This window comes from Sphingopyxis sp. Root154 (genome assembly GCF_001427105.1).
In the GTDB taxonomy this organism is placed as follows: domain Bacteria; phylum Pseudomonadota; class Alphaproteobacteria; order Sphingomonadales; family Sphingomonadaceae; genus Sphingopyxis.
The window spans coordinates 1,589,933-1,615,921 of the sequence record NZ_LMGI01000002.1; the positions used below are offsets into that span (position 1 = coordinate 1,589,933).

Annotated in this window: 25 protein-coding genes; 16 read left to right on the forward strand and 9 right to left on the reverse strand. The window is 62.6% G+C overall.

The annotated features are described in order from the left end of the window. Positions 1–4 precede the first annotated feature (4 nt). Both ASD73_RS13305 and ASD73_RS13310 read right to left on the reverse strand, forming a co-directional pair. Positions 5–1,153 carry a thiolase family protein gene (locus tag ASD73_RS13305; protein WP_056372897.1) on the reverse strand — a complete coding sequence of 383 codons (1,149 nt, stop codon included), beginning with the start codon at positions 1,151–1,153 and terminating at the stop codon, positions 5–7. Then, positions 1,150–1,551 (reverse strand): Zn-ribbon domain-containing OB-fold protein, encoded by a 402-nt coding sequence (locus ASD73_RS13310; protein ID WP_235534372.1) that lies wholly within the window; start codon positions 1,549–1,551, stop codon positions 1,150–1,152. The genes ASD73_RS13305 and ASD73_RS13310 overlap by 4 nt, the downstream gene beginning before the upstream one ends. Positions 1,552–1,861: 310 nt before the next feature. On the opposite strand from ASD73_RS13310, the gene ASD73_RS13315 reads away from it, so the two are divergent. Next, positions 1,862–2,080 carry a hypothetical protein gene (locus ASD73_RS13315; protein WP_056372898.1) on the forward strand — a complete coding sequence of 73 codons (219 nt, stop codon included), beginning with the start codon at positions 1,862–1,864 and terminating at the stop codon, positions 2,078–2,080. 132 nt (positions 2,081–2,212) lie between these two features. Beyond that, positions 2,213–2,956, forward strand: coding sequence for an SDR family NAD(P)-dependent oxidoreductase (locus ASD73_RS13320; RefSeq protein WP_056376074.1), 744 nt, complete (start codon positions 2,213–2,215; stop codon positions 2,954–2,956). 170 nt (positions 2,957–3,126) lie between these two features. On the opposite strand, the gene ASD73_RS13325 is transcribed toward ASD73_RS13320, so the two are convergent. The 3 genes from ASD73_RS13325 to ASD73_RS13335 all read right to left on the reverse strand — a co-directional run bounded on the left by ASD73_RS13325 (position 3,127) and on the right by ASD73_RS13335 (position 7,074). Next, entirely contained in the window at positions 3,127–5,646 is a 2,520-nt protein-coding gene (locus tag ASD73_RS13325) for a TonB-dependent receptor (protein WP_235534378.1), read from the reverse strand. Between the two features lie 274 nt (positions 5,647–5,920). Continuing rightward, positions 5,921–6,241, reverse strand: a complete 321-nt coding sequence (locus tag ASD73_RS13330) for a 2Fe-2S iron-sulfur cluster-binding protein (protein WP_056372901.1) — start codon at positions 6,239–6,241, stop codon at positions 5,921–5,923. A gap of 98 nt (positions 6,242–6,339) precedes the next feature. Beyond that, entirely contained in the window at positions 6,340–7,074 is a 735-nt protein-coding gene (locus tag ASD73_RS13335) for an SDR family NAD(P)-dependent oxidoreductase (RefSeq protein ID WP_056372902.1), read from the reverse strand. Between the two features lie 371 nt (positions 7,075–7,445). Between ASD73_RS13335 and ASD73_RS13340 the strand changes: the two genes are divergently transcribed. After that, a complete protein-coding gene (locus tag ASD73_RS13340; protein ID WP_056372903.1) occupies positions 7,446–8,228 on the forward strand; it encodes an SDR family NAD(P)-dependent oxidoreductase in 783 nt (260 codons plus the stop codon). 230 nt (positions 8,229–8,458) lie between these two features. On the opposite strand, the gene ASD73_RS13345 is transcribed toward ASD73_RS13340, so the two are convergent. Next, positions 8,459–9,856 carry an aromatic ring-hydroxylating oxygenase subunit alpha gene (locus ASD73_RS13345; RefSeq protein WP_056372904.1) on the reverse strand — a complete coding sequence of 466 codons (1,398 nt, stop codon included), beginning with the start codon at positions 9,854–9,856 and terminating at the stop codon, positions 8,459–8,461. Between the two features lie 550 nt (positions 9,857–10,406). Beyond that, the gene (locus ASD73_RS13350) at positions 10,407–11,705 is read right to left on the reverse strand and encodes an oxygenase MpaB family protein (protein ID WP_200934941.1); all 1,299 of its coding nucleotides are present in this window, start codon (positions 11,703–11,705) and stop codon (positions 10,407–10,409) included. A gap of 145 nt (positions 11,706–11,850) precedes the next feature. On the opposite strand from ASD73_RS13350, the gene ASD73_RS13355 reads away from it, so the two are divergent. Next, a complete protein-coding gene (locus ASD73_RS13355) occupies positions 11,851–12,516 on the forward strand; it encodes a TetR/AcrR family transcriptional regulator (RefSeq protein WP_056372906.1) in 666 nt (221 codons plus the stop codon). A gap of 71 nt (positions 12,517–12,587) precedes the next feature. Here the strand turns inward: ASD73_RS13355 and ASD73_RS22800 are convergent, their stop codons facing one another. Then, positions 12,588–12,773, reverse strand: coding sequence for a hypothetical protein (locus ASD73_RS22800; protein WP_156377377.1), 186 nt, complete (start codon positions 12,771–12,773; stop codon positions 12,588–12,590). Between the two features lie 802 nt (positions 12,774–13,575). On the opposite strand from ASD73_RS22800, the gene ASD73_RS13360 reads away from it, so the two are divergent. Genes ASD73_RS13360 through ASD73_RS23260 form a run of 8 tightly spaced genes read left to right on the forward strand, consistent with a single transcriptional unit; the run spans position 13,576 to position 19,735 of the window. Next, positions 13,576–14,691, forward strand: a complete 1,116-nt coding sequence (locus ASD73_RS13360) for an amine dehydrogenase large subunit (RefSeq protein WP_235534381.1) — start codon at positions 13,576–13,578, stop codon at positions 14,689–14,691. Continuing rightward, positions 14,688–15,203: a MauE/DoxX family redox-associated membrane protein gene (locus ASD73_RS13365; RefSeq protein ID WP_056372908.1), complete on the forward strand. Its 516-nt coding sequence runs from the start codon at positions 14,688–14,690 to the stop codon at positions 15,201–15,203. Before ASD73_RS13360 ends, ASD73_RS13365 begins: the two co-directional genes overlap by 4 nt. Then, positions 15,200–15,790, forward strand: a complete 591-nt coding sequence (locus ASD73_RS13370; RefSeq protein WP_056372909.1) for a redoxin family protein — start codon at positions 15,200–15,202, stop codon at positions 15,788–15,790. Before ASD73_RS13365 ends, ASD73_RS13370 begins: the two co-directional genes overlap by 4 nt. A gap of 30 nt (positions 15,791–15,820) precedes the next feature. Next, complete coding sequence (locus ASD73_RS13375) at positions 15,821–16,381, forward strand: methylamine dehydrogenase light chain (protein WP_056372910.1); 561 nt, start codon at positions 15,821–15,823, stop codon at positions 16,379–16,381. A 53-nt stretch (positions 16,382–16,434) separates the two neighbouring features. Then, positions 16,435–16,824 carry a c-type cytochrome gene (locus ASD73_RS13380; RefSeq protein ID WP_235534384.1) on the forward strand — a complete coding sequence of 130 codons (390 nt, stop codon included), beginning with the start codon at positions 16,435–16,437 and terminating at the stop codon, positions 16,822–16,824. Between the two features lie 47 nt (positions 16,825–16,871). Then, complete coding sequence (locus ASD73_RS13385) at positions 16,872–17,282, forward strand: cytochrome C (RefSeq protein WP_156377378.1); 411 nt, start codon at positions 16,872–16,874, stop codon at positions 17,280–17,282. Positions 17,283–17,301: 19 nt separating this feature from the next. Then, positions 17,302–19,533 (forward strand): TonB-dependent receptor, encoded by a 2,232-nt coding sequence (locus ASD73_RS13390; RefSeq protein ID WP_056372913.1) that lies wholly within the window; start codon positions 17,302–17,304, stop codon positions 19,531–19,533. Between the two features lie 22 nt (positions 19,534–19,555). Further along, on the forward strand, positions 19,556–19,735 hold the full coding sequence (locus tag ASD73_RS23260) for a hypothetical protein (RefSeq protein WP_056376075.1): 180 nt from the start codon (positions 19,556–19,558) through the stop codon (positions 19,733–19,735). A gap of 579 nt (positions 19,736–20,314) precedes the next feature. Here ASD73_RS23260 and ASD73_RS13400 read toward each other — a convergent pair. Next, positions 20,315–21,433, reverse strand: a complete 1,119-nt coding sequence (locus ASD73_RS13400) for a class II histone deacetylase (RefSeq protein ID WP_082521529.1) — start codon at positions 21,431–21,433, stop codon at positions 20,315–20,317. Between the two features lie 252 nt (positions 21,434–21,685). Between ASD73_RS13400 and ASD73_RS13405 the strand changes: the two genes are divergently transcribed. The 4 genes from ASD73_RS13405 (at position 21,686) to ASD73_RS13420 (ending at position 25,947) form a co-directional block, all read left to right on the forward strand. Further along, complete coding sequence (locus ASD73_RS13405) at positions 21,686–23,557, forward strand: amidohydrolase (protein ID WP_056372915.1); 1,872 nt, start codon at positions 21,686–21,688, stop codon at positions 23,555–23,557. A 195-nt stretch (positions 23,558–23,752) separates the two neighbouring features. Continuing rightward, positions 23,753–24,580: a crotonase/enoyl-CoA hydratase family protein gene (locus ASD73_RS13410; RefSeq protein WP_082521530.1), complete on the forward strand. Its 828-nt coding sequence runs from the start codon at positions 23,753–23,755 to the stop codon at positions 24,578–24,580. 93 nt (positions 24,581–24,673) lie between these two features. Further along, entirely contained in the window at positions 24,674–25,132 is a 459-nt protein-coding gene (locus ASD73_RS13415) for an OsmC family protein (RefSeq protein WP_056372917.1), read from the forward strand. Beyond that, the gene (locus ASD73_RS13420; RefSeq protein WP_056372918.1) at positions 25,129–25,947 is read left to right on the forward strand and encodes an enoyl-CoA hydratase; all 819 of its coding nucleotides are present in this window, start codon (positions 25,129–25,131) and stop codon (positions 25,945–25,947) included. The genes ASD73_RS13415 and ASD73_RS13420 overlap by 4 nt, the downstream gene beginning before the upstream one ends. The last annotated feature ends 42 nt before the right edge of the window (positions 25,948–25,989 follow it).

A 25,989-nucleotide genomic window follows, 5' to 3' on the forward strand; every position in this document is an offset into this window, starting at 1 on the left:
TAGCCTATCGGGTAACGATCGCTACGGCGGACAGGCCCGGGGCGCCATAAACATGGCTATATCCGACCTTGGGATCGCCGGGAACCTGTCGGTCCCCCGCCCTGCCCCGCAACTGCTGGACATTTTCATAAACCTGCCGGAGTCCGGATGCGCCAACGGGCTCACCGCACGCCAGGCATCCGCCATCGGTGTTGATGGGCAGCCGCCCGCCAATTTCAGACCAGCCATTGGCCAGCCATTCTTCCTGATCGCCGTCGGCGCAAAAGCCGTTTTCGGCCATATGCATGATTTCCGCGCCGCTCTCGGTGTCCTGCAACTGCGCGACGTCCACGTCGCCGGGTGCGATCGCTGCCAATTCGAACGCGGCGCGGCTTGCGATCTCGGTAGGCTTCCCACCCGGCGGCGTCCTGATCGAGGGCGCGAAGACCTCGAACGAGCCTTCGGGTCGAGTCCGGAAGGCGATGCTGGCAATCTTCACGCCATCGCTGCCCAACTCACGCATCTTCTTTTCGTTCGCGAGCACGAGCGCTACACCGCCTTCGGCGGGGGAGCAGAACATATATTTTGTAAGCGGGTCGTTGACCATCGGCGCGTTCATGATGGTGTCGAGATCGACGGGCGAGCGACGCCATGCGTGGTCGCACAGCGCCCCGTTGCGGAATGCCTTTTCGGCCACCTTGCCCAAGGCCTCGCGGCTGATGCCATACAACTGCATATAGCGCTGGATTTTGAGCGCGAAGAACTGCGTGGTCAGCATCATTCCGGTTTCGCCGTACCAGGCGGGCAGCCCATAAGCCTTCGGGCTGGCGTTGAACGCCCCGCGCTCATGCTTGTCGAAACCCACCGCCACGGCGACATCGCACATTCCCGATGCAATGGCGTTGTAGGCCGAGGTCAGCGCGCTCCCGCCAGTCGCGCAGCCGTTGTGCACATTGATGAATGGCACACTGGTGAAGCCGAGATCATTGATCATGATGTCGGCCGCGCCGGACGCGACCGAACCGCCGCTCGCGAAACCGACGTCCGCCCATTCCAGTCCCGCGTCTGAGAGCGCTTCGCGTACTGCATGGACGCCCTGTGCTCGACCTGACCGGCCCTCAGTCCTGCCGAAGCGGTGAATTCCCGCGCCGATAATGTGGACATTCGCGTTCATGCTCGTTGCTCCGGGCGGAAGGCATAGGTGCACCGGTGATCGTCGAATGGGACGATGACCAGTTCCATCGGCATGCCGAGCCGGAGCTTATCGATCGTGGTGTCGACGATGCGGCTTTCGACGATCACTTCACCGGCCAATTCTATATAGCCAAGTAAAAATGGGACAAAAGGCTTCAGTCCGGCAAAAGGAGCCTTGGGCTCGAACTCCTGGCTCGTCCAAGACCAGAGCGTCCCCGAAGGTGAGAGGACGATGGCGTCGACATTTTCCGAAAATTCTTCGGGAAAAGGGAAGACGATCTCACCGTTCTCTTTCCGGCCGCCGATCAGGGACGCTGGGGGGCCGTCGCTCCACAATCCTTTCGCTATGGGCGCCATCGCCTGCGCTTTGTTCCTCATCTCAATACCCCGCTGCCTGAACCGCATACCCGATACTTGTCTGCGATTCATTTATATAACATGCAGTATATTTACAAGCGCTCTGTGGTTGGTCGAGATGAATGTCAACGCACCTCAGATAATCGGCCCACGAGGCGGCAAAGTCCTTTGTATTACGGTCTCACGCTTCCAGCATGTCGCTCCGAAAGGACCGCCGCCCTCTTGCTTGGTCGACAATTATATCTCATACACTAATTTCTTGGCGGGATGAAAAGGGAGTGGCGACATACGCCGCTTCTTCGGACGTCGCGCGGACGGAGAGTGAAGGCCCATGATCCATAGCGAATACCGTCCTTCCGTCACGGGCGCGTCGCGCAGGATCGGACGCGCCTTCGTGGATGCTTTCTCGAGGCCGGGCGTCCGCGTCTTGGCGGTCTACGCGGGCGGATACGAAACCGGGATGCATCTCGAGACGACTGATAAGGCGCTGCTGAATCCGCCCAGCATGTTGACCGGCGCGGTGCTCGAAGCACTTCACATGGGAAAGTGACGACATCTGCACCGATCCTGCGGCACGCTTGGCGAACGCCTCGGCCTCAATATCCAGCGCTGATTGGAAAGCGCCGTCCGGCGTGGAACCGGCCGGGACCGCGGACGCGCGCCGCCATGAAGGAGAATGATGATGGAAGAATTGCGCGATCAGGTTCTGCTCGTCACCGGCGGCGCCACAGGTTTGGGGGCGGCAACCGCGATCGAGGCGGCGCGCGCGGGCGCGCGCATCGCGATATTCGATGTCAACGAGGCGGACGGCTCCGCGATCGCACGGCGGACCGGCGGTCGCTTCTGGCGCGTCGATGTTGGCGCGGCTGAAGAGTGGGCACCGGCCGTGGCGGAAGTCGAAGCCGAGCTCGGCCCGATTCGTTTCGCTCATCTCAATGCCGGGATCATGACCCGCCCGCTCGATGTCGCGCTCAGCATTCCGCCGATCGAGGATTTTGCCCAGGGCCGCTATCATGATCTCGTGCGTGTCAATATCGATGGCGTGGTGCTTGGACTTCAGGCGCTGCTGCCGCGCATGATGCGTGGCTCCGGAGGCGCGATCACCCTGACCAGTTCGATGGGCGGACTGGCGCCGATCCCTTTCGACCCCGTCTATTCGCTGACCAAGCATGCGCTGGTCGGTCTCGTTCGCAGCATGGGCGCGGCCTATGCATCCGCTCCCGTTCGCATCAATGCCATCTGTCCCGGTGGATTCACGAGCGACCTTTTCCCGCCCGCGCTTCACGCGATCGACAGTCTGACGCCGCATGACGTGGCGCTCGAGACGATTGATCTTCTGTTGCGCGGGGCGACCGGCGAGATCCGGCTGATTCTGACGAAGGGCCAGCCTGCGGTGACGGTGGCCCCGCCAGCTCTCGCAGGATAGTATCCGGCGCGGCGCTTGACGCGGCGCGCGCTCGATTTTCACGTCGCAATGCCTTCGGTTTGCGCTGCGGCGCACCGGATTCGCGTCGCGACTAGGGCGTGTAAAAGTTGGAGCGGCAAACGGTACAGCGGAGAGGGCCGCTTCGGCGGCGCCCCTCTTCGCTGCACATGTCAGAAGCGGAACGTGGCTTGCAGCGTCACCAGCCGCGGGACCGGGGAATCGGACGTGATGTCGCCGGGGGTTCCCAGCGGCTTGTCGGTGTTGGCCGGCGCATACCAGCGATCGTCGAAGAGGTTGGTCGCGATGAGCGCGATCTGCCAGCTCTCGTCGAGACGGCTCAGGCGCAGCGATGCGTTGACAACTTCGTGAGGTTCGCCACCGGGCGAATAAGGAATCAGCCACGCTGGGGTCCGGTTGTAAAAATAGCCGTCCACCGTGACGCCAATGCCCCAATCGGCACTGATCGGCGTTTCATAGCTGACGCCAGCGATCGCCTGGAAGGGAGCGGGACCATAACGCAGGCCCGTCATATATCGTGCCCTTCCGGTCCCCGTCGCATAGCATGAGCCCGAGGCCTTCGGCGTTCCCGGCACGGGCGCAGGGAGCACAGTCTGACCGGCGTAGCATTGTGCTCCGTCGAAATCGGTAAACTTGAGGTCGGCATAGGACGCCGCCACGCGCAATGTGAGTTCCGGGGTCGCACGATAGCGGAGCTGGCCCTCGATCCCCCGGTTGCGGGCTCCCCCTGCGTTTTGCGTGAAGAAGGAAGTGGTCGTCGCGTCGAACGTCTGCACCTGAAGGCCGTCATATTGATAGTGATAGGCCGTGAGGTCGCCGGTCAGCCGCCCGCCAAGCAGCGAGGCCTTGATACCGAGCTCGCCCCCTTCGACCGTCTCTTCGTCGAACAGGAACGGACGATTGGGGTCGGGCAGCATCGAATAATTGGCTACGGTCGACGGGTTCGATGCCCCCCCCGAGAGATATCCGGTCTTGTAAGCGCCATAAAGAGTGACATCCGGCGTGACCTTCCAAGTCAGAGTCGCCTCCGGCGACACATTTTCGCCGTCCAGTTCGGGTCGGTAGCGAAAGCCGGCGGGCGAGAAGGACGGCAGGCGATTGAAGATGTTGCCAATGTCGGTCGACTTTTCTTCGCGCGTCCAGCGCGCGCCACCCGCCAGCTCAAGGTTGCCGAGGATCGACCAGCGCAGTTGAGCAAAGGCCGAGTAGGTCTTGCCTCGGCTCGTGCCGGTCGAGATGAGCGTATCGTAGAAACCGTTGAACGGCCCGGGTCCGGTGAACGGACCGAGCGGTGCGATCTTGGTGCCGGCGACATATTCGCGGCGCTCGGTCTGATAGAAGAGGCCTGCGGAAAAGTTCAGCGGTCCGTCATAGTTGGAGACGGCGCGGAATTCCTGCGAGAATTGCCAACCCTTGTCGCGCTGCGTGTTCGTCGCCTGACCGAAGCTCGTATAGTCGAAATTGTCGAACGCGCTGTTGCGATAATCATAATAGCCCGTCACCGAGGTCAGATCGATCGCGCCCACGGCGAGGTCGAGCGTCAGCGACGAGAGCGACACGCGCGTGCGGCTGAACGGCAGGCCGTCCTGCGGCGCATTGTAGAGATTGCGCGTGATTTCCAGCGGCGGCATGCCGTTGGACGACACGTTGTCGGCCGCGCAATCGCCGAAGGGATCGGAAATGCCGTAGGTGGTAGGTCGCGAGCCCGCGCAGTTAATCACCTCGCGCGTTCCCGAACCGCCATTGTTTCGCTCGGTCGAGTAGAGCGATCGAAGTGTGGCGGTGAAATTCTCGGACGGCTTCCACAGGGCGGTCGCGCGGACCGCGGTCGATTTCGTACCCGGGCCCCATTCATGCCCGGAGCCGGGCAGCAACTGCCCGGCCTCAGCGGGGAACGGATTTGCGCGAGGCTCTGCGACGTAGCGCAAATAGCCATCCTCCATCCGACTGACGCGGCCTGCAAGGCGGACCGCGAAATTGTCTCCCATCGGCAGGGTCACGGCACCTTCGATCGCGGGGGTATTTGTCTTGAATTGATATTGCGCGGTAACATAGCCCTCGACTGCGCTCCCAAGCTTGGGCGTCTGGCTGAGGATCGACACGACGCCTGCCGGACTGTTCCGACCAAAGAACAGCGCCTGCGGCCCCTTGAGCACCTCGATGCGCTGGAGATCGAACTGCGCCATCGTAACGACGCGTCCGCGCGTCAATTGCACGCCGTCAAAGTTCATTGCGACCGGCTGCTCGTTGCCGAGGTCGTTCGCAAGATTGCCGACGCCGCGGATCGAAAAGCTTCCACCGCTCGATGACGAGGGCGTGCGGGTCAGCTGGACGCCGACCACCTGGCTCGCGATCGTCGACAGATCGCTGGTCGCGTAGCGCTCCAGCGCCTCGCTCGACAGCGTTGCGGCGGCGACGGGGACGTCGATCAGCCGCTCCTGCGTACGGCGGGCCGTGACAATGATTTCGTCGTCGCCTGGTGCGGCGCGCTCAGCGCGTGCCGGGGCGCCTGCGGGTTGGTCAGGCGCGGCCTGCGCCTGCGCGATATCCGGGCTGAGGAACGCAAGAGCACTTAGCGAGGCGCCCCACAGATAAATTCCGAACCTGCCGGTGCGGCGCGTTGCTGTGGCGCCCCTGATCGTGATTGCGGCCGAATCCGCTCGAATCGTCATCATTCGATCTCCCTCTCCCTAGTGCATCTTGCGTGCAGCGCCTCCTTAAAATGGAGGACGTGTTATACAATGCTCTCGACACACTCAGAGTCAAGTACGGATTGGAGAGTATTCTCTGCTATCAAGCCTAGGAAATTGTGAATAAAGAGAATATTATCACAAGCTATATTCAGGGATTCGTATTTGCGTTCCCGCGCCAATGCACAGGGTCACGGTGAGATCACCTGCCGCAGACGAAATGGCACCCACGCGCGCACGCCATGAAAAGGCCGACCTATCGCTGGCTTTCGGGAATGGATACGATGAGACCGTCGAGGGCATCGGTAACCCGGACTTGGCAGGAGAGCCTGCTGCTGTCCCGAGGTTCATGGGCCAGATCAAGCATGGCTTCCTCGATGTCGGTGCGCGGCCCTGCCGCCTGCAGCCACTCCGCCGCTACATACACATGACAGGTGGCGCAGGCGCATACGCCGCCGCAATCGGCTTCAATGCCGTCGACGCCGTTGTTCACTGCGGCTTCCATCAAGGATGTACCCGCCTGCGCGTCGACAGCCCGCTCTGTGCCGTCGGGTTCGATAAAGATGATCTTCGCCATGTACCGTGTCGTCCTTGTCCGGCGCCATCTCAGAGAGACCCGTCCCGTCACCACCCTGCGGTCGCGCCGCGCGAAGCGGGGCTCCGAGCAAGTTTGCTTCAGCTTGCAAATTGCTCGTTGTTCACGGTCACCGCATCCCCGGAAAGACTGTCGTTCTCGATGATGCGCTGGACGTGCGCGGCGATCTCGTCCGGTTCCAACATGCGTATGGACTGCAAGATCGGTTTCAGCCACGGCGCATCCTTCGCGACGATGGCCGTGTCGGTCACTGCCGGACATAACGGTATAACGCGAATGCCGAACTCTTCGTGAAGCGGTTGGCACGACTCGGAGTAAGCCAGAATGCCGCGCTTCGAGGCCGCATAAGCGGGATCCTTCGGCAGAGGACCGAAGGCGGCAGTCGACGAGGTGTTAATGATGACGCCAGGGGCCGCGCGCGCGCGCAGGAAGCCTACACCCATCTTCGTACCGATCATCATGGCTAGCAGATTGATCTGAACGGCCTTGATCATGCGTGCGATATCGTCGTCGGGGAAATCGGGCGGACCGCCCATGATGCCGGCATTGTTATGAATGATGTCGAGTCCTCCGCTCCGGCGCTCGGCCCGGCCATACATGGCCATCGCCGCAGCCGTGTCAGAGAGGTCCACGGTTTCGATCAGAGCTTCGGTCCCGAAGCTCCGGATCTCGCTGGCGAGCTCCTCGAGCCCTGGCTCATCAATATCCGCGACAACGACAGTCGCGGCCCCTTGCCGGGCCAGCATGAGTGCGCACGCTCGGCCGATTCCGGCGCTGGCGCCGGTCACCAGGGCGCGCTTTCCTTTGATTTCCATCTGTCTCTCCCGACCTTCGACTCTTTGGGCGCGCCACGGGTCGCCGCATCCGCGCCCAGATCCGCCTTCGGGTCTGTTTCGGCGAACCTGTCCAGTGAGGCAATTTATACCTCTTGTGCTAATATCATTAGCACCGTCTTGGCAAGAAGGAAGATACCCAGTTTCAGGGCGGGGCCGCGACCTCTTCAGCCTGCCCCCAAGGCGGGATTGGCCATGGAGGATTTACCTCGTGCATCGTCGGGGTTTCCAGAATCTACATCTTGGTGCATTATTATTCTTGCGCCGGGCATATCGCGCCCGGTCCACGATGCCGCCACGCGGTGGGGGCCAGTCATGCGCAAGCGCTCACAGGATCGGGAACGGGAGAGTATATGACGACAGACAAGGCGGGCCGGGTCGCGGGCCAGACGGCGTTCGTAACCGGCGCTGCGTCGGGCATCGGCCGCGCGATCGCCGAACGATTAGCCGACGAGGGAGCGCGGGTGGTGCTGGCGGATGTCAGTGTCGAGGCGGGAGAAGCGCTCGCGGCGAAGCTGCGCGGTGAAAGCCGGACCGCGATGTTCGAGCGGCTCGACGTGACCCGCGAGGACGAGTGGCAGCGTGCGATAGCTTCGGTGGTCGCAACATTCGGCGGCCTCGACATTCTCGTCAATTGCGCCGGCGTCGCGGCGGGCGGGCAGGAACTGCTTCAGCATGATTTCGCAACATGGCGGCGGACGCTGGCGATCAACCTCGATGGCGTCTTTCTTGGCCTGCGCCATGGCGGCGCGGCTATTGTCGCAAAAGGCGGCGGATCGATAATCAATATCAGCTCGGTCGCGAGCAGGGCGGCCGTGGTGCGGGGCGCCGCCTATTGCGCGTCGAAAGCGGGCGTCGCGCAGCTCACGAAGGTGGCCGCGCTCGAATGGGCACCGCTCGGCGTGCGGGTCAATTCGGTTCACCCGGGTTATGTGGAGACACCGCTGGTTGCGGAACTGATGCGTCAGGCTCCCGACAGCGAGGCGATGCACGCCGCGGCAATCGCGCGCCATCCGCTGGGCCGGCTCGGGCTTCCGCACGAGATCGCCAACGCGGTTCTGTTTTTCGCGAGCGACGAGGCAAGCTTCGCGACCGGCGCCGAGCTGATTGTCGACGGAGGCTATGCGCTGCCTTGAATTCCCTTCGTGTCGCTGAGGCTTCGCGCCGTAAGTCGCGACATTCCGTTGCCATGGATCGAATCGACGACGAACCGACCAAGGCATGGACCACGCTATTTGCTTCGATGAAGGCGGCAGCGGGGCGACGAAATTCGAGGCGCTCGCGCCGCTGATGATGTATTGTCACTTAGTCTCGGGACGGCAAACTTGACGCCGAAAAGTTCCGGACGTCGCGCTGTGACCGCCGACTAATCCAGAACTGCGGCCTCGCCCGTGGCGATGTAGCGATCGAGCATCAGATGTAGCGAACGAATCTTCTGCTCCGAATAGCGGCCGAGATGGACCAGCCCATTTTCCGAAGCCTCGAGGCCCGCCTGCACTTGCGGCAGGTTCAGCATGTCCTGCTCGAAAACCGCCGCGAGTGCGGGCCCCAGAATATCGTTGGCAAGGGACATCGACTCGTCAAGGCCGATTTCGAAGGCGGCGGCCGGCCGCGGACGCTCGCCGCTCGCCGGCACCGGTTTCAGGATCATGATGTCCATGATCGCTTCGTCGGTCGCGAGTCCACTGGGCCGCCACCGATATACGATGTTTGAGACATAGCCCGCCCAGAATGACATGTTCGGGAACACGTCATAAAGGATCGAGTCGATCATTTCTCCGTCCGCGGCATCGTCGAATTTTCTGCCGGTATCGGAGGCAAGAGTTTGCCGCGCAAGTTCAGCCAAGGTCGCGCGCGCGGTAGCGCCTGCGGCAAGTTTCACGCCTCCGTCGACATCGATGCGCGTCCGCGCCCCCGTGAGATGATCGAATATCTCCTGCTCGCTCAGCGGCGCGATAAACGGGCTGGCAATTCCGGTGGCCGAAAACTGGCGAGACACATAGTCGTTGGGACAATCAAACTGGCTGTTTGCGTCGCCGATCCCGGGCAGAATTTGCGGATGGGTCGTGATGCTGTGAAAGGATTCGGCAAAGGCCTCCGACAACGCCTTCCAATTGCATCGGCACTTTTTCTGGACCCAAACGGCGCGGTAGCGGGAGGCAAAATCGAACCGGGCGAAGTCTTCGGCGAGAGGAGCGATCACGTCCAACAGCGGTTTCGCGTTGCGATCGAAATTGACGAACACGAAGCCGCCCCATGTGTCGACGAGCGCTTCTGGCAGGCCAAATTGTTCGGCCTCGATGTGCGGAAAATCCCACGGAACCGGATTGCTCTTATATGCACCGTCTATGGCCCAAGTGAAGGCATGATAAGGGCATTTGAACTCGCTCCGACAGCCCTTGCCCGTCACCAGCTTGCGGCCGCGATGGAGACAGACATTGTGCAATGCCTTGATCGACCCATCCTCCTGTCGGACGATAATCAGCGATTTTCCGGCGACTTCGTAAACGTGAAAGTCACCAGGCTTCGGAATATCTTCCTCGCGACAGGCAAATTGCCACGTCTTCAACCATACGTGTCGGACTTCCTTCTCGAAAAAGGCCCTGCTCGTGTAGCGCTCGGCCTCGATGGTCATCGCACCATCGCCTAGCTGGCGGCCTTCGCGCATATAGTCCGGCACCGGCCGCGTGTCGCGCGCAAGGACATCTTCGTATGAGTCGGCGGGGTGCCTGTCTTCGCGGAAATTCATCGCCTGATCGGTCATATTGGGCTCCCGGTTTGCCGGTGCGATTCCGCTCGCCGGCTATTCCTATGCGCTAAGGCTAAGTCCCCGGAGGGAGCGGAGTCAATCCATTTGTATAACGCGCTGTCAAAATGATCCTCCGGTTGGGGAAGGCGTCAACCCAGCGGCCGTCGGCTCGCGCGGCAAATCCAGTCGCAGGCGCGGGCCAGTTTTTGGCACTCGAATGTCTCCGGAGGCGCAGCTTCGGCGCTCATACTTTGGTGGCAGCATTTGCCCTGACCGGATGCGAGTGGGCCGCGGGGCATCGCGCCCGAGCTTGCCGCGAGCGGTATCAGTTTCCGATCATAAGCCCGCAGCGGTGCCGAATACCGCGGCAGGGCACGCCGCGACACGCGTAGACGCACGTGTAGCGGCGCTGCGATCGCCCGATCTCGTCCACCACTGGGATTTTAATGGCCGATTGACGATCAATCAAATGACACTTTACTCGAACAGCGCACCGGATGGAGGCGGCTTCGATACCTGCGGCCGCCGCGAAACCGAGAGCTCCGCCTGGCCCGTCTGCAGCGGATTATTCGGCGGCCACAGGAGCAGCGGACGGGCGATATTGGGCGGCATCGGATGTGAACTTGGCATGCCCATAGCTGGCGAGCTGAGCCTCGAGCTTTGCAACCAGTCGGCGGTCGGCAATGTCCCGTAAACCCGGGATGTGGGCAGCAAACGAATAGAGACGCATTCGCGTATAGATGAACAGGCCCGCGATCGCCGCCAGCGCAACATCGCGGGTGGTCAGTATCACGCCGATCGATGCCGCTTTCGTCTTGTCGCCACCCATGAAGCTTTTGACGAAGAACAGCTTTGCAAACGCCAGCTCGAAGGTTTCGTGGATCCGCGCGCTGCGCGAATTGTCCGCCCGCAGATCGGCCGCCATCGTCGCGCGCAGCAATTCGCCGCAGGTGCTATCGTCATATCCGCTTCGCAATGTGCCGCTGCGCGCATTCATCAAGTCGACAATGCCCTGCGGTGTATCGGCGAGCAAATCTTCGGGTAGGCCAAGAAGGAAGCAGCGATAGCGCGCGAGTTCGACCATTGCGCGTTCGCGGCGCGTGAACTGTTGACGCCCCGCCTTGATCATCTTGTAGGACAGAAGGAAGATCGAAATCAGGCCGGCGGGCATCTGATCCACCTGCGGGATGGGAATGCCATAGACCGCCATATCCCAATCCTTCGAACGCCGTAGTACATTCGCGCGAACCATCGAATGCATCAGCCGAACCATTGCCGCCGATCTAAAGCCTGGGCCAAAACGCTCCAGCGCGCCCGGCAGCACCGAAGTGGTGAAGAAGGTCGCAGTATCCTTGACCCTCCGGCCCGCGGTCTGGCTCGACAATGTGCCGGTTATCGCCATCGGCAGCGCGGCATATTTGTTCATGAAAGTCGCGATGAACCCGCCGCGGATGATGAACGGACCAAGGTTTGCGGCAGCATTGCGATCAATACGAGCGCCCTCCTCGACCAACATCATATCGAGCCAATCGGGAACGCGTTCCATATCCCGGATGAAGGCGACGAGTTCGGGCGGCGCGCCTGGCACATTCTCCACGCCACGGTCGCACGCGAGCGTCAACATGTCGACGAGTTTACGAAAACCATGTTCGCGCATCAGAGCGGCATAGGCGTCGGCAGGGACATCCCCCATCATTGTATAGGCGCGGATGAACTCGACGCGTTCGGGGTTCGCAAGCAGCGCGGCGCGGTCTTGTTCCGCCAAAGCGGTCGCATCGCCCGGGGCCGCGGCGAAGCGCTCGGGGACGGCACGGAAGTCGACCTCCCCAAACATCGCGGGTACGCGTTCACGTTGCGACTCCACCCTATTCCAAAGGCCGTCAAGCGCGACACGTGCCATAATTTTCCCTTCCTCTCGACCTTCGGAGGCTCAACATATATATCACCCGATAACAATTCAACAGATTCCTATCGTTTGATAATAATTCGACGGAAAAGAGGCTATCATCATGGCTGAGGTCCTGCCCACCGCCCGGCCGCTCCGCTCGGCAGCCGATGGATATCGCAAGGGCGAGGAAACGCGCACGCGCATCCTCGACGTAGCGCTTACCGCGTTCGGCAATAGCGGCTTTCCCGCAGTCACGACGCGGCAGATCGCTAAGGAGGCAGGGGTCACCCTTCCGTCGCTGACCTATTATTTCGGGAACAAGCGCGGCCTCTATCTCGCCTGCGCGCACGAGATTGTGTCGCGCTATCGCCAAGGCATCGGCGCAGTGGCCGAAATATCCTACGCCGCGTTACGCGCACCGCTGACTGCCGACGACGCCCGCGCGCTGCTCAAGCGGCTGTTCGCGGCTTTGGCGCGTTTCCTCCTTGGCCAGAGCGCACAAAATCAGCCGCTGTTCGTACAGCGCGAGATCGCGACGCGCGGCCCCGCTTTCGAAATCCTCTACGCTGAACTGTGGCGCCCAGGGATTGAAGTCGCCGCCGACCTGATCCTTCGGTCGACGAACGGACGGCTGACGGAGAGCGAGGCGCAGGTGCGGGCGATCCTCTTGATATCGAGTTTGACGGGTTTCCTCTCCGGACTCCCCGTGGTTGCGCGCACCGCGGGAAATGTCGATTATCCCACGCTCGTCATTGCCGCGCTGGACGCACAAATCGATTCGCTTTGAGCGCCGAATGGCGTTTTGCAGGCAGCGAGGGTGCGCGTTGTCAGATCTCTCCGCCTGCCGCGGCCCCGATCCTATCGGTAGTCGAGATGACGGACATCGCCGATTGCGGCATCAGAATTCGGCGGCTCCTTGATCGCGACACTGGCCAGACCCATTGGAGGTGTGAGCGCGTCCCGCTGTTTGCGCTTGGCCTTTGGCATCCGCAGCACCCGGCCCAAAATCTGTTCAATCGCCGTCTGTGAAACCTGTTCGGCCACGGAGCAAAGCACATAGGCAAAGGGGCAAAGCCGCCGGGATGATCGGTTCAAAAGGCTTCACAGGTCTTCTCCGAAAATGGCGAGCGTGCGTGACTGAAGCGAAGGCGGAAAAGCAATCCGACACAGGACTGAACATTATGCTTTATGACCAATTTTAGTCAATGAGAGAATTTGTGTCGGACGGTTGAGCGGAATCAGAGGTTTCCGAGAGTGCATGATTTAGGGTGCAGAGGTACTTTGAGCAGTGGGTCGCACCCACCACCACGGTGTGCAGCGCAGACCGAGGAGTAGCGCTGCACTCAGCGGAAACGGCTGAAACAGTTTGCGACCCCAATGCCGCACCAAAAGGCCAAAATGGTAGACCTAGATTCTACGTTACCTCACGCGCCTTGGCGCTCGAAGGGGCCTCCACGTGAGGCGATGACACGCAGCTGCAGTCCATTGCTCGGGTAGCGGTCGGAAGAACTGCCCACCCCTTTTGGGCGCGCCGATTCGGGCGCCATCGACGCTTGCAGATCGAGACGACCAAGTCACCCGATCGCGGCATTTCCAGCGTTGATGAGATCGCCCCGCACGGGCTCTGAACGCCGCGATAACATGGAATCCTTGCAAAATCCGGCGCCCCGCCACGCCGCCCGAACTTTGGACAGCATGTCTATATTAGTCACTTGACTAACTTTGCACCTACGATCAATATATACCAATTGGCCATCAGAGCCCATTGCGATCAATATAGGGGAGTGCCCGGATGAAGCGCGTTGCGAGAGCAGCAGCCTTCGCTGCATTGACGATGTCCGCCAGCATGACGGTTGCGGCAGATTTTCCGCAGCCGCTTGCCGAAGAGCCGGTGCCCTCGGTCGCAGAACTTCCGGCGTCCTACCCCGACAGCTGGATTTTCGTTCACGACTTTCACGGCAACAGCCTGATCGACGCGCGCGGCGTGATCGTCGACGTCGCGGCCGACAACAATAATGTGCGTGGGCAGATCCCGATCTCGCATTTCGGAAGCATCACGCCGTCACCGACGCGCAGCGAAATCTATGTCGGGGAGACCTTCTATTCGCGGCAGACGCGTGGCGAGCGCACCGACGTGATCACTGTCTGGGATACCAAGACTTTGACGCCGAAGGGAGAGATCGTGCTTCCCGGCGGCAAGCGCGGTCAGTTCGTGACTTTGGTCAACAGCCTGCAGCTCACGAACAACGACAAATGGGCAATGATCTTCAACTTCACGCCGGGCTCTTCGGTGACTGTCGTCGACCTCGACAGCCGCGCGGTCGTCTCCGAAGTCGATTTGCCCGGCTGTTCGTTGATCTATCCGACGGGTGCGCGCGGGTTCGCCTCGCTATGCGCCGACGGCACGATGACGAGCATCGCGCTCGATGCCCAAGGCAAGCCGGGCGCAACCGTCACCAGCGAAGCCTTCAATGACATCGACAGCGATCCGCTGTTCATGACGCCGGCAATGGTCGGCCGAACGGGCTGGTTCGTGAGCTTCAAAGGCAATTTGCGGGCCATCGATTTTAGCGGCGAAGCGGCAAAGGTCCTTGGAAGCTTCCCCATTCCAGCCCAGTCCGGCGGAACGCCCGAATGGCGTCCCGGCGGCTGGCAGGTCATTTCGGCCGACCGCGCCGGCCTTCTCTATGTCCTGATGAACCCCAAGGGCGGCGAAGGCTCGCACAAGGATGGCGGCACCGAGGCGTGGGTAATCGACCCGGTGGCCAAGACGCTTGTCCGCCGCATCACCCTCAAGAACCACAGCATCTCGGTCGAAGCGACGCAGCAGGCGAAACCGCTTCTCGTCGCGTCGCGCCCCGACGGATCGCTTGACGTTTATGACGCTGTAACGGGCGCGTTTGTGCGCACGGTCGCGAGCGTGGCGCATACGCCAATAACGATGACGGCGGTGCGGCGGTGACGACGGTCATCCAGGTCGCGGCTTTGTTCCTCGCTGCCGTGCTTGGCGTCTCGGCGGCGCATAAGCTTGTCGAGCGCGCGCGCCTCGCCGCGGCGACCGCTGGGCTTCTGCGCCTGCACCCGGCCGTCGCCATGCCGGTCACGATGGCCGCCGCAGCTCTCGAAGCGGCGGCCGCGCTCGCGCTTGTCCTTCCTGCGTCGCGGCCCGTCGGCGCGTTGCTCGCGGCCCTCCTTTGGTCAGCCTATGGCGCCGCGCTGTTTGCAGCGCGCCGTCGCGGCGACGGCGGAATCGACTGCGGCTGCGATTTCGGCAAGCGACGCGGTGGGATTGGCCGCTTTGCCATTGCCCGCGCCTTCATGCTCGGCGCTGCGGCGCTAGCGCTCTTTGTCTCTCCCATTGGCGGCGGCGTCGACATTCACTCGGCCTTCGCCGCCCTCGCGTTCCTCGCCTTGCTCTTTGCGGCGGGTGAGATCGCACAACTTCCCGCCCCCACCAGGAGTGTCGCCCGATGACCGGATTCTTCCTCACGTCGCAAATCCTGCTGTGGATCGCCATCCTGGTCCTGGGTGTGCTTGTCGCCGCCCTCGCGCGGCAGGTCGGCGTCCTTCACGAACGCATCGCGCCCGCCGGCGCGCTGACGCTCCACCAGAAGGTCAATGTCGGCGACAAGGCGCCCGCCATGACGCTCGACACGCTGGAGGGCAAAAAGGTCGCGATCGGCGGCAAGCGCGAGCGTCGCGGCCAGCTCATCTTCTTCCTGTCGCCCGACTGCCCGGTCTGCAAGACGCTGCTGCCCGTCGTCCGTTCGGCGAGCAGTGCCGAGCGGGGTTGGCTCGATGTGGTTCTGGCAAGCGACGGCGACGCGGCAGCGCATCGCCGTCTGGTGATGGCCGAAGGACTGAGCGGCTTCGATTATGTCCTCTCGGAAGACCTCGGTCGTTCCTTTGGCGTCTCCAAGCTCCCTTATGCGGTGCTGATCGATGAGGAAGGCAACATCGCCTCGCTCGGTCTCGTCAACAATCGCGAGCATCTTGAGAGCCTTTTCGAGGCCAAGGAGCGCCGCGTCGCTTCGATCCAGGAATATCTCGCGCGCGGCTGATCCCGCACGGCAAGACAGAAAGGGATTATCATGTCGGGTCTCGACAAATTCTCGGAAAAGATGACGCGCCGCGTCGCACGCGCGACGTCGCGGCGCAGCCTGCTGACGCTGATCGGCGGCGCGCTTACGGGAGCGGCGGTGATCCCTGTCCTCCCCGTATCGCGGGCGCAGGCGCAGGGGCATGGCGGCGGGGGCGGTGCCGATCCGATCGCGCCCCAAACGACCGGGAACCCGCAGGATCCCGGCGACCAGACCAAATGCGATTATTGGCGTTACTGCGCGATCGACGGCTTTCTGTGCAGCTGCTGCGGCGGCTCGGCGAGCACCTGTCCGCCGGGAACCGAGATGTCTCCGATCACCTGGATCGGCACCTGCATGAACCCTGCCGACAATCGCGCCTATATCATCAGCTACAACGACTGCTGCGGCCGCTCTGCGTGCGGCCGCTGCTCGTGCAATCGGAACGAAGGCGACCGGCCGATGGTCCGTCCGCAGGCGAACAACGACATCAACTGGTGCCTCGGCACCGCGAGCGCGATCTATAATTGCTCGACCGCGGTGATCCTTGGCGTCGCGCTGGAGCAGAAATGATGCGCCGCGCTGCAATTCTACTGGCCGTGGCCGGTGCCATTGCCGCCGGTTCTGTGTCTCATGCCCAGGACGGCGCGACGATTTTCAAGCGCTGCGCCGCGTGCCATCTTCCCACTGGAGCGGGCGTACCGGGGGCCTTCCCGCCGCTGAAAGCCGATGTCGCAGCGCTGGCAGGTTCGCCAACGGGACGCCGTTATCTCGCTTTGGTGGTGATCCGCGGTGTGTCGGGCCCGATCACGGTCGGCGGCAAGCCCTTCCGCGGTACGATGCCGGCCCAGAGCGGGCTCAACGACGAGCAGGTCGCTGCCGTTCTCAACCATGTGCTGCGGGGTTCGGCCGCCAAGCCCTTCTCGGCCAAGGAGGTCGCAGGGTTCCGCGCCGGGAGCGCATCGCTCAACAGCGCAGCGGTCGCCCGTTTGCGGACGAGCGCCGCCGGGAAATGAGATGGCTGGCCGCTCCCGCGCTGATTCTGGCGACTGGCGCGGCTGCCATGACTCCGGCGCTGGGCGACCCGGACACCAATCCCGCTCTTCAGAGCGCGGCGCGGGCACGCCAAAACTGGATCCTGACGTGCCAAGGATGTCACCGCGCCGACGCGACGGGAACGCCGCAGACGACGCCGACGATGGCCGGGTTCGTGGCAAAATTTCTCCAGGTGCCCGGCGGCAGAGAGTATCTCGCACGGGTCCCGGGCGTCGCGACTGCGGCGCTGCCCGACGCCGAGCTTGCCGAGGTTCTGAACTGGTCGCTCGTGCGGTTCGACCCCGCGAACATACCGGCCGGCTTTCAGCCTTACACAGCGGCGGAGGTCGGACGGCTGCGACAAACGCCATTGCGGACCGAAGCGGCCGTCCTGCGCGCCAGCCTGGTCGCCCGGTTCAACGCGGATCAACACAAATAGTAAAACAGGGAGAATTCCAATGATCAAGGTCACCACCAGGAGTACCGCTTGTTCGGCACTCGCGCTCCTTCTTGCGGGGGTGTCGGCGCCAGCGCTGGCGCAGGAAGCGACCGCGCAGGCTGCCCCGGAAGAAGCCGCGGCGGAGACGACCGATGGCACCGACATCGTCGTAACGGCCCAGAAGCGCTCCGAGCGCCTGCAGGATGTCCCGATCGCGGTCAGCGCGATCGGCGGCGATGCGCTGGCGAAGCAGCGGGTTACGAACGCCGACGAGCTTGCGGGCAAGATCGTCAACCTCCAGCTCACCTCGACCGTCGGGGATAATGCGCCGATCTTCGCGCTGCGCGGTGTCTCGATGTCGGACTTCAGCCTCAACCAGGCGAGCCCGGTCGCGACCTATTATGACGAGGTTTACAAGGGCAACTTCGCCTTCCTCGGCGTCGCGATGTACGACTTGGAGCGCGTCGAGGTGCTGCGTGGGCCGCAGGGTACGCTCTACGGGAAGAATACCACAGGCGGCGCGGTCAATCTGATCAGCCGGGCACCGGAGCTCGGCGAGACCGAGGGTTATCTCAATCTCGGCTATGGCAATTATCAGCGTCATGAAGCGAGCGGCGCGATCAATCTGCCGCTCGGAGAAACTCTCGCGGCGCGCGTCGCGTTCACCGCCGCACGTGCCGACGGCTGGTTCAAGAACCAGCTGCCCGGCAAGCCCGACCTTGCGAGCGTACGCGAATATGCGGTGCGCGGGAGCCTGTTGTTCGAACCGAGCGACAGCGCGCGCTTCATCCTGCGCGCCGCGACGAGCTTCCAGAACCCTCGCAACTATGGCATTTACTCCGAACCTGCGGCGATAAATCGGCCCGGGCTCGGCCGCCGCGAGATCGAAGCGAACAGGACCGACCGCCGCCATGCACGGACGTGGGCCGTGTCGCTGAACAGCACGATCGATCTGAGCGACACGCTTGCCATCACCAGCGTTACTTCGTGGGACAAGGGCCGGCTCAGCTTTTTCGAGGATACCGACGGCATCGGGACCGAACTGCTCGAAATCCCCTACACGGCCCGCGCGACGCAGTTCGCGCAGGATTTGCGCCTGACCAGCGATTTCGACGGCCCGTTCGACTTCATCCTGGGCGCCTATTTCAATCGCGAGAAAGTCTATAACGCGACAACCCTCGGCGTCGCCACCGACCTCGAACTCGACGGGTCGCCGGGCGTCACCGAGGGCGATTGCGCGATCGGTTTCCCCGCCGCCTGCCTTTCCAGCAACAGCTTCGACCAGCTCAAAAAGAGCTATGCGCTCTATTCGGACCTGAGCTTCGAACTCACCGACCAGTTGACGCTGCGCGGCGGCCTTCGCTTCACGCACGACAAGGGCACGCAAAGCAATTTCGTGTCGAACCTCTTTGGTCCCAATGGCGTGCTCGTCACGAACCTGATCCCCTCGTCGCGGCTCAGCTACAGCACCGAGAATCTGTCGGGCAAGATCGGAGCCGATTATAAGATCAATCCCGACGTGATGGTCTATGGCAACTACAGCCGCGGGTTCCGCGCGCCGAGCTTCAATGCGCAGGCCTTTTACGATGTGTCGGAATTGACCGTTGCCAAGGCGGAGAAGATCGAGGCTTTCGAACTGGGCCTGAAGAGCCAGTTCGCCGACCGGCGCGTGACGCTCAACATGGCGGCCTTCAACTACACCTATACAAACCAGCAATTCATCAACGTGAATTCGGTAACCGGCACCCAGACGCTTGTGAACATTCCGCGATCGCGCATTCTGGGCGGCGAGGCCGAATTGACCGTCCGCGCGACCGACATGCTGACGCTGCGCGCCGGACTCGGGCTGCTCGATTCCAAGATCAAGCGCGGGGTGGTCAGCGGCGTCGACGTCAGCGGCAATGAGCTTTCAACCGCGCCCGCGGTCACCTTCACCGGTGGTGTCGATGCAACGGTGATGGACAGCGCGAGCGGCAAGCTCAGCCTCCATGGCGACATGAACTATTCGTCGAGCCAATATTTCGAAGTGATGAACATTCCCCGGCTCCGCCAGAAAAGCTATGTGATCCTGTCGGGCCACATCGACTGGGAATCGGCCGACGGCCGCTGGAACGCATCGATTTGGGGCAAGAATCTTACCAACAAATTCTACTTCACCTCGCGCATCGATCTGCAGGCCGGCTTCGGTTATGACTATAATCATGTCGGTGCGCCGCGGACTTACGGCGTGACCGTGGGTGCCAAATTCTGACCGATCGGAAATTGAATTGCGCATGACCGCCGACGACATTGGGGTCGTCGGCGGTCATGCGTTGACCGTCGCCAGGACCGGCAAGAACGAGCACCGGAGGCAGGCCGTTTCAGAGGCGCAACCAGTGGGCGGAAGCTCGCCCTTCGCGGCCGCGCAAGGCGCCTCACGAGATAACAAAATATTCGGCTCACAAGCACGGTAGAGCGCGGCCATCCTCTGTAGCGACCGCGCAATCGACGCAAAGCGGCCGTGCACAGAGAGCTGACGATGTCAGCGCCGCACCAGCCTGCCAACAGGGGCGAGACGCCGGCACGGCCTTGCTCGCTCTGGTCATGGCGCCGCTTATCTGCCCCAGAAGGCATATTCCTCGGCGGGATCGGACGAGAAGCGCGAAACCTCGGCGAGCCGGCCCTCCGTGATGCGAAGCAGATCGACGCCGGGCTGCGGCAGTTTTGCGCCGGCGCGCTCCCCCGGAAAATTCGATTACCACCGAGATCAAATCTCGGCTCGCGAAGAAGCGCCTGGCTTCGGTTATCGGAAAGTTTCCTCGGACAACCCATGATCTGACCGAGCCGACCGCTGACGGCGGCCAGGCGACAGGGGTGCCGGAAAACGATTGTCGCCCGGCGGGGGCCAGACGATTGTCGGCGCCAACAGCGATCCAACGCATCATGGTCGCGTTGCTAGCCCGCCAGAATATAGGCCCTGGCAATGTCGATGTTCGTCATTTCGAGGCCGCTAATCGGTTGGCGTGTCGCACCCAGTGCGACACGCCGAGACCTCAACTGTGGACGGGCACGCGGTCGAGGTTCACTGCAGCCGCCTCGATCGCGGCGCGTTGATGCGGCAGCACGTCCTGGCCGGCGACGAGCTTGTGATAATCGAGATGAGGGTCGACGACTTCGGTCGAGATTCCCGACAGTTCCTCGATGACCGCCAGACCGAAATAAGGCACCGTCCAGCGAGAATATCCGCCCTCATGCAGAAAGGCCAGGCGCCCGCCGCAAATCTCGTCGGCAATGGCCATGAGCTTCTGGGTGAGCTGGCGATAGCCGTCCGAATGGACCATCATGCGGCCCATCGGATCCATGGCGCCCGCGTCGAAGCCGCTCGGTACGATGATGATGTCCGGGCGAAAAGCCCTGAGCGCCGGGATCACGATGCGATCATAAGCTTCGCAATAGGCCTCGGATCCCGAGCCGGCTGGCAGCGGGATGTTGAGATTGGTTCCGGCAGCAGCGCCGTCACCGATCTGTTCGATAAAGCCATCGTCGACCGGATAAAGCCGCTCCTGATGAAGCGATATAGTGAGCGCGCGCGGTTCGTCATAAAGCGCGGCCTGGGTGCCGTTTCCGTGATGAACGTCCCAATCGACGAAAGCGATTCGCCCGGCGCCTCGCACGTCGAGCAGATGCCGCCCCGCGATCGCCGCATTGGAGAATATGCAAAAGCCCATCGAGCGGTCGGGCCGGGCATGATGTCCTGCGGGCCGCAGCAACGCGTACACATTGTCGACCTCGCGTGCCATCACCGCGTCGACCGCGGCAATCGCGCCTCCTGCGGCAAGCGATGCGATCTCAAATGCCCCGAACGGGATCGGCGCATTGTCCTCGGAATCGCCACCGGTCGGATGGGCGGACAGCGCGACGACCGAGTCGATGTGGGCCGCCGTATGGACGCGGCCGATATCTTCCGTGGTTGCGGCAGCGAAGGGTAGATCGACAAGCTTGTCGAGCAGCCCGCTGACGTCGACGAGATTGCGGAACCGACGCACGACCTGGGGATCGTAAACATGCTGGTCTGGTTGCATGTGATATGCCTGCGCGGGGATAATTCCGCCATAATTGCGGAGTTCGAACCAGGCAAATTTTTCATTCCAGATAAAACCGGTCTTGCGCACGGGCATTCCCCTTCCAGATCGAGGCGCCGCCCCGCTAGACGCTAAGGGCGGCTGTTGAATCGACGTACCAGGCGGGCTCGCCCGGCCGTCTGTCTCAACCAATATCATATCTAGTGAACAAAATTAGTCGAGTGAATAATATCTGACTTGACCCCGGCGTACGCGTACGGCACGCTGCAACGCCGACGAGCGCATTATGTTCGCAAGGTCTGAGACAGGACCGCCGGTCGTGTCGCCCTTTCCGCCTTCGCCTTGGCGGACCTGATCAAGGGATGGCGCGGATCGGAGACCGAGCAGGATGCGGGTGCGAAGATCGGCAAGCGACGGGAGAATGTCATGCGACGCATCGAACATCGGCTCTGCCACGCCTCAAGGTCAGGCTTCGACCACCTCCGCCTGTCGGCAAAGTGCGGGCTTGCCCTCTTTGCCCTCGGCGTAGCGGCGGCGCTTCCGGCCATGGGCCAGGAAGCCGACAACGCTGCCGTCCAGCCTACACCGCTCGCCGACACGATTTTGATTAACGGCCGGATTTTTACCGCCGATGCCTTCTCGAGCACGGCGGAAGCTGTCGCGATCGCCGACGGCAAGTTCCTCGTCGTCGGCAGCAACGACGCGGTCCGTGCGACCGCAGGGCCCGGCACCAAAGTGATCGATCTCAAGGGCCGGATGGCGATGCCGGGGATCACCGACATGCACATCCATCCTGTCCGCGGCGGGCTCGCCGAGCGTACCTATTGCAAATTCTCCGAAAGCGCCCCGATCGGGGAACTGCTCGCAATGGTTGGAAAATGCGCGGCGGCCAAGAAACCCGGCGAGTGGATCGAAGGCGCGGAATGGAACTCTGTCCTCGCCCCCACGCTCGACAAGGCGATGCTCGATCGTGTGGCGCCCGACAACCCGGTCTATCTCCATGACAACACGAATCATGTGGTCTGGGTCAATTCGGCGGCGCTGACAGCCGCGCGCGTCGATCGCAGCACGGTTCCGCCGCCGGGCGGGACGATCGTGCGCGATCCCCAAACAGGCGAGCCGACCGGCATTTTCCGCGAGTCTGCGATGGGGCTGATCTTCAGCGCGAAACCCAAGCCCGACAAAGCAACGATCGAGGCGGCGGCGCAATCGGTGTTCGGCAAGCTGAACGCGTTCGGCGTAACAAGCATCCAGTCGGCGCAGGCGAGCGCAGAGGAAGTCGCGGCCTTTCGCAATCTCGAGACGGAAGGCAAGCTCACGGTCCGGGTTCGGACCCAGTGGGATTTCAACCCGAACCTAGCCCCCGCCCCTCCCGCTGCAATGCTCGGGCGGTTCGACAGCCGCGAGGAGCGCGGGCCACAAACCGAATTGATCGATCCGGACGGCGCCAAAATCTACGCCGACGGCATCGCGCTGGGCGCAGGGTCCCCCTATCTCGAACCTTATGCGATGGCGCCGACTTATGGACACGCCGCAATCGACCGGATGGCCCTGTTCGATGCCGTCCTTCAGATGGACCGGCTCGGCCTGGCGATCATGATCCATGCCATGGGCGATGCGGCAGTGCGCACGTCGCTCGACGCGATCGAGGCGGCGCGGCGTGCGAACGGCACCCGCGGACGACGACATGTCATTGCGCACACGTTCAGCGTCGACCGCGCGGACCGGGGACGGGCACGCGCTCTCGACGTCGTTTTCGAAAATTCGCCGCCCGTGGTGCTGTTTCCGAACGATCTCATGGCCAGCACCGAAGGAGTCCTCGGCCGAAAGCGTCTTCGCGAAACGTCCCCGATCCGTTCGCTGCTCGATGCCGGAGACGTCGTGGCCTATGGCAGCGACTGGGACAATATTCCCGAGCCTGACCCCTGGCTCGCGCTGCAGGCGCTCGTGACCCGCCAGAACCCGGCCGCACCGGACCGCGGATATATCGGCCGTGGCGAGGCGGTTGACCTGATTACCGGCCTGGAAATTCTAACGATCAACGGAGCCTTCGGACTTGGCCTCGAAAAGCGGACCGGCTCGATCGAAGTCGGGAAGGACGCGGACCTGATCGTCCTCGACCAGAATCTCTTCACGGTGCCGCCCGATCGCATCCGCCACACCAAGGTCTTGCACACGATCCTCCGCGGCAAATCGGTTTTCGTCAGACGATGAACTCGCCGGGCTCGCCCGAAGCGGGACGCGGAGCCCTCCGCTCCGGCGCTTCGGCGGACCGCGCCGCCGCGACCCGCCGCCGCCGCGCCAGACCCGCGCGACGCCGGACAGCGGGCGCCAAGCGCCGCTCCGCCTATCCGAACGCCGGGCGCGCCGAAGCCTCAACGACATACCCGGCGACCTGAAAGGAACAAAATGTCTTTCCAATATCTCAAGACCGAAGAGATTGACGCCGTCGGTGTCGTTACGCTGGACCGAGCCAGCAAGCGTAATGCGATCGACGAAGCGACGCTGGCCGAGATCGAGGAATATTTTTCGTCGGTTCCCGATCATATCAAGGCCATCCTGCTGAAGGCGGAAGGCGAACATTTCTGCGCCGGTCTCGATCTCAAGGAGCATTTTGACAAGAAAAGGACACCGGTCGAGTTCATGCGCGTTTGCCAAGGCTGGCACCGCGCCTTCGACAAGATCCAGTTCGGCGGGATCCCGGTCATTGCTTGCCTGCAGGGCGCGGTCGTCGGCGGAGGCCTGGAGCTCGCGAGCGCGGCGCATGTGCGCGTCGCCGATGTCAGCACCTATTTCGCCCTGCCAGAGGGCACGCGCGGAATTTTCACCGGCGGCGGCGCGACGGTCCGCACAGCCCGCATTGTTACGGCCCCGCGCATGGTCGAAATGATGCTGACAGGCCGGATCGTCGACGTCCATGAGGGGCATCGGCTGGGGCTCGCCCACCATGTCTGCGATCCTGCCCGGGGCGACATGCCAGCGGCTGAATTTGCCCTCGAGTTGGCGCAGAAGATCGCGGGCAATGCGCCGCTCTCCAACTATGCGATGGTCACCTCGATCAGCCGGATTGCCGACATGTCCACGACCGATGGCTTGTTCGCCGAGGGCTTGATGATTGCCGTCGTCCAGAGCGGCGACGAAGTCCAGCAGCGCGTCGGCGAATTCGTCGCAAAAAAGGCCGCGAACGTGAAGCCAGATTCGGGCGCCGGCCTCGCGCCGCAAACGCTGCCCGGGTAAGCGAAGATATGCCTTTAGGGCTAGCGCCAAACATGCGCCTCGCAGCCACCTGGTTCCAGCCGGCGGCCCGCCGCTCACGTTAAGGATGAAGATATGTCGACACATGTGGCATTGCTCGACTGGCGCCGCGCGGCGCATCCGATCGATACGTCCACCTACAGCCGCAACCACATCGTCACGCTCAATGGCGGTCAGGCGCTCGCCGTTTCAGCGCCGGCCGCGTTCGGGGGCGACCCGGTGTGCGCCGATCCCGAGCAACTGCTGGTGGGCGCCGTATCCAGCTGCCACATGCTGGTCTTTCTCGCGGTTGCCGAGCAGGAAGGGTTTACGATCGAGGCCTATGAAGATTGCGCCATTGGCCATCTTGAGAAAAACTCGGCCGGGAAATTGGTGGTAAGCCGCATCGAGTTGCATCCAGCCATCCGCTTCGGCGGCGACGAACGTCCAAGCGCCGCCGCGATCGACCGGATGCATGCCGCGGCCCACACGAATTGTTTCATCGGTAACTCGGTCACCGCCGACGTCGTCGTGCGCGCGAGGCCCGGCCGGTGACCGCTCCGACCCCCTGCGAGCCCCTGGTTATCGTCACGCGTACCGGCGGCAGGATCGACCTTTGCCTCAATCGGCCGCTGCAGTTCAACGCGCTCAGCGAGGACATGCTGAGCGCGCTTGAACAGGAACTGATGGCTATCCGGCACGACGACACGGCTCGCTGCGTAGTTATCTCCGGCGCTGGAAAGGCCTTTTGCGCGGGACATGACCTGCGGCAGATGCAGGCTTCTCCATCGCTCGACTATTATCGGCGGCTCTTCGCGCAGTGCACGGTCGTGATGGAAGCGATAACCGCGCTCCCCGTTCCGGTGATCGCCCGCGTCCACGGGATCGCGACGGCTGCGGGTTGCCAGCTCGTTGCAAGCTGCGACCTCGCGGTCGCGTCATGCGCGGCCCGGTTCGCTGTCTCGGGAATCAACGTCGGATTGTTCTGCTCGACCCCCGCCGTCGCCTTGTCGCGAACCATCGCGCCGAAGCGCGCGTTCGAAATGCTCGCGACAGGGCGCTTCATCGACGCAGAAACCGCCGCCGACTGGGGGCTTGTCAACGATGCCGTTCCCGAGCAGCAACTCGACGACCGAATCGCCGCGCTGGTCCGCGAGATCGAGGCGAAAAGCGCCGCGGCGCTCCGGCACGGAAAAGCCCTCTTCTATGCGCAGCAGGAGATCGCGCGCGGCGATGCCTATCGTCTCGCCGCCGAGGTCATGGCCCAAAATATGATGGAAGATGACGCGGCAGAGGGCATCGCGGCCTTCCTCGAAAAACGCCAGCCCCGATATGGCGCCCGACGGGACAAGCGAGGCGACCGCCCCTGACCCGAAGGGGTTGATGCGAAACGACGGTCTTCTTCGAGGGCG

Bases quoted from the DNA above. Each gene is read 5' to 3' on its own strand.
- ASD73_RS13315 (WP_056372898.1), top strand. From the start codon at position 1,862: ATGATCCATAGCGAATACCGTCCTTCCGTCACGGGCGCGTCGCGCAGG.
- ASD73_RS13355 (WP_056372906.1), top strand. From the start codon at position 11,851: ATGGCTGAGGTCCTGCCCACCGCCCGGCCGCTCCGCTCGGCAGCCGAT.
- ASD73_RS13375 (WP_056372910.1), top strand. From the start codon at position 15,821: ATGTCGGGTCTCGACAAATTCTCGGAAAAGATGACGCGCCGCGTCGCA.
- ASD73_RS13340 (WP_056372903.1), top strand. From the start codon at position 7,446: ATGACGACAGACAAGGCGGGCCGGGTCGCGGGCCAGACGGCGTTCGTA.
- ASD73_RS13305 (WP_056372897.1), bottom strand. From the start codon at position 1,153: ATGAACGCGAATGTCCACATTATCGGCGCGGGAATTCACCGCTTCGGC.
- ASD73_RS13325 (WP_235534378.1), bottom strand. From the start codon at position 5,646: ATGACGATTCGAGCGGATTCGGCCGCAATCACGATCAGGGGCGCCACA.
- ASD73_RS13360 (WP_235534381.1), top strand. From the start codon at position 13,576: ATGACGGTTGCGGCAGATTTTCCGCAGCCGCTTGCCGAAGAGCCGGTG.
- ASD73_RS13345 (WP_056372904.1), bottom strand. From the start codon at position 9,856: ATGACCGATCAGGCGATGAATTTCCGCGAAGACAGGCACCCCGCCGAC.
- ASD73_RS13370 (WP_056372909.1), top strand. From the start codon at position 15,200: ATGACCGGATTCTTCCTCACGTCGCAAATCCTGCTGTGGATCGCCATC.
- ASD73_RS13320 (WP_056376074.1), top strand. From the start codon at position 2,213: ATGGAAGAATTGCGCGATCAGGTTCTGCTCGTCACCGGCGGCGCCACA.
- ASD73_RS13390 (WP_056372913.1), top strand. From the start codon at position 17,302: ATGATCAAGGTCACCACCAGGAGTACCGCTTGTTCGGCACTCGCGCTC.
- ASD73_RS13410 (WP_082521530.1), top strand. From the start codon at position 23,753: ATGTCTTTCCAATATCTCAAGACCGAAGAGATTGACGCCGTCGGTGTC.
- ASD73_RS13310 (WP_235534372.1), bottom strand. From the start codon at position 1,551: ATGAGGAACAAAGCGCAGGCGATGGCGCCCATAGCGAAAGGATTGTGG.
- ASD73_RS13330 (WP_056372901.1), bottom strand. From the start codon at position 6,241: ATGGCGAAGATCATCTTTATCGAACCCGACGGCACAGAGCGGGCTGTC.
- ASD73_RS13335 (WP_056372902.1), bottom strand. From the start codon at position 7,074: ATGGAAATCAAAGGAAAGCGCGCCCTGGTGACCGGCGCCAGCGCCGGA.
- ASD73_RS13385 (WP_156377378.1), top strand. From the start codon at position 16,872: ATGACTCCGGCGCTGGGCGACCCGGACACCAATCCCGCTCTTCAGAGC.
- ASD73_RS13415 (WP_056372917.1), top strand. From the start codon at position 24,674: ATGTCGACACATGTGGCATTGCTCGACTGGCGCCGCGCGGCGCATCCG.
- ASD73_RS23260 (WP_056376075.1), top strand. From the start codon at position 19,556: ATGACCGCCGACGACATTGGGGTCGTCGGCGGTCATGCGTTGACCGTC.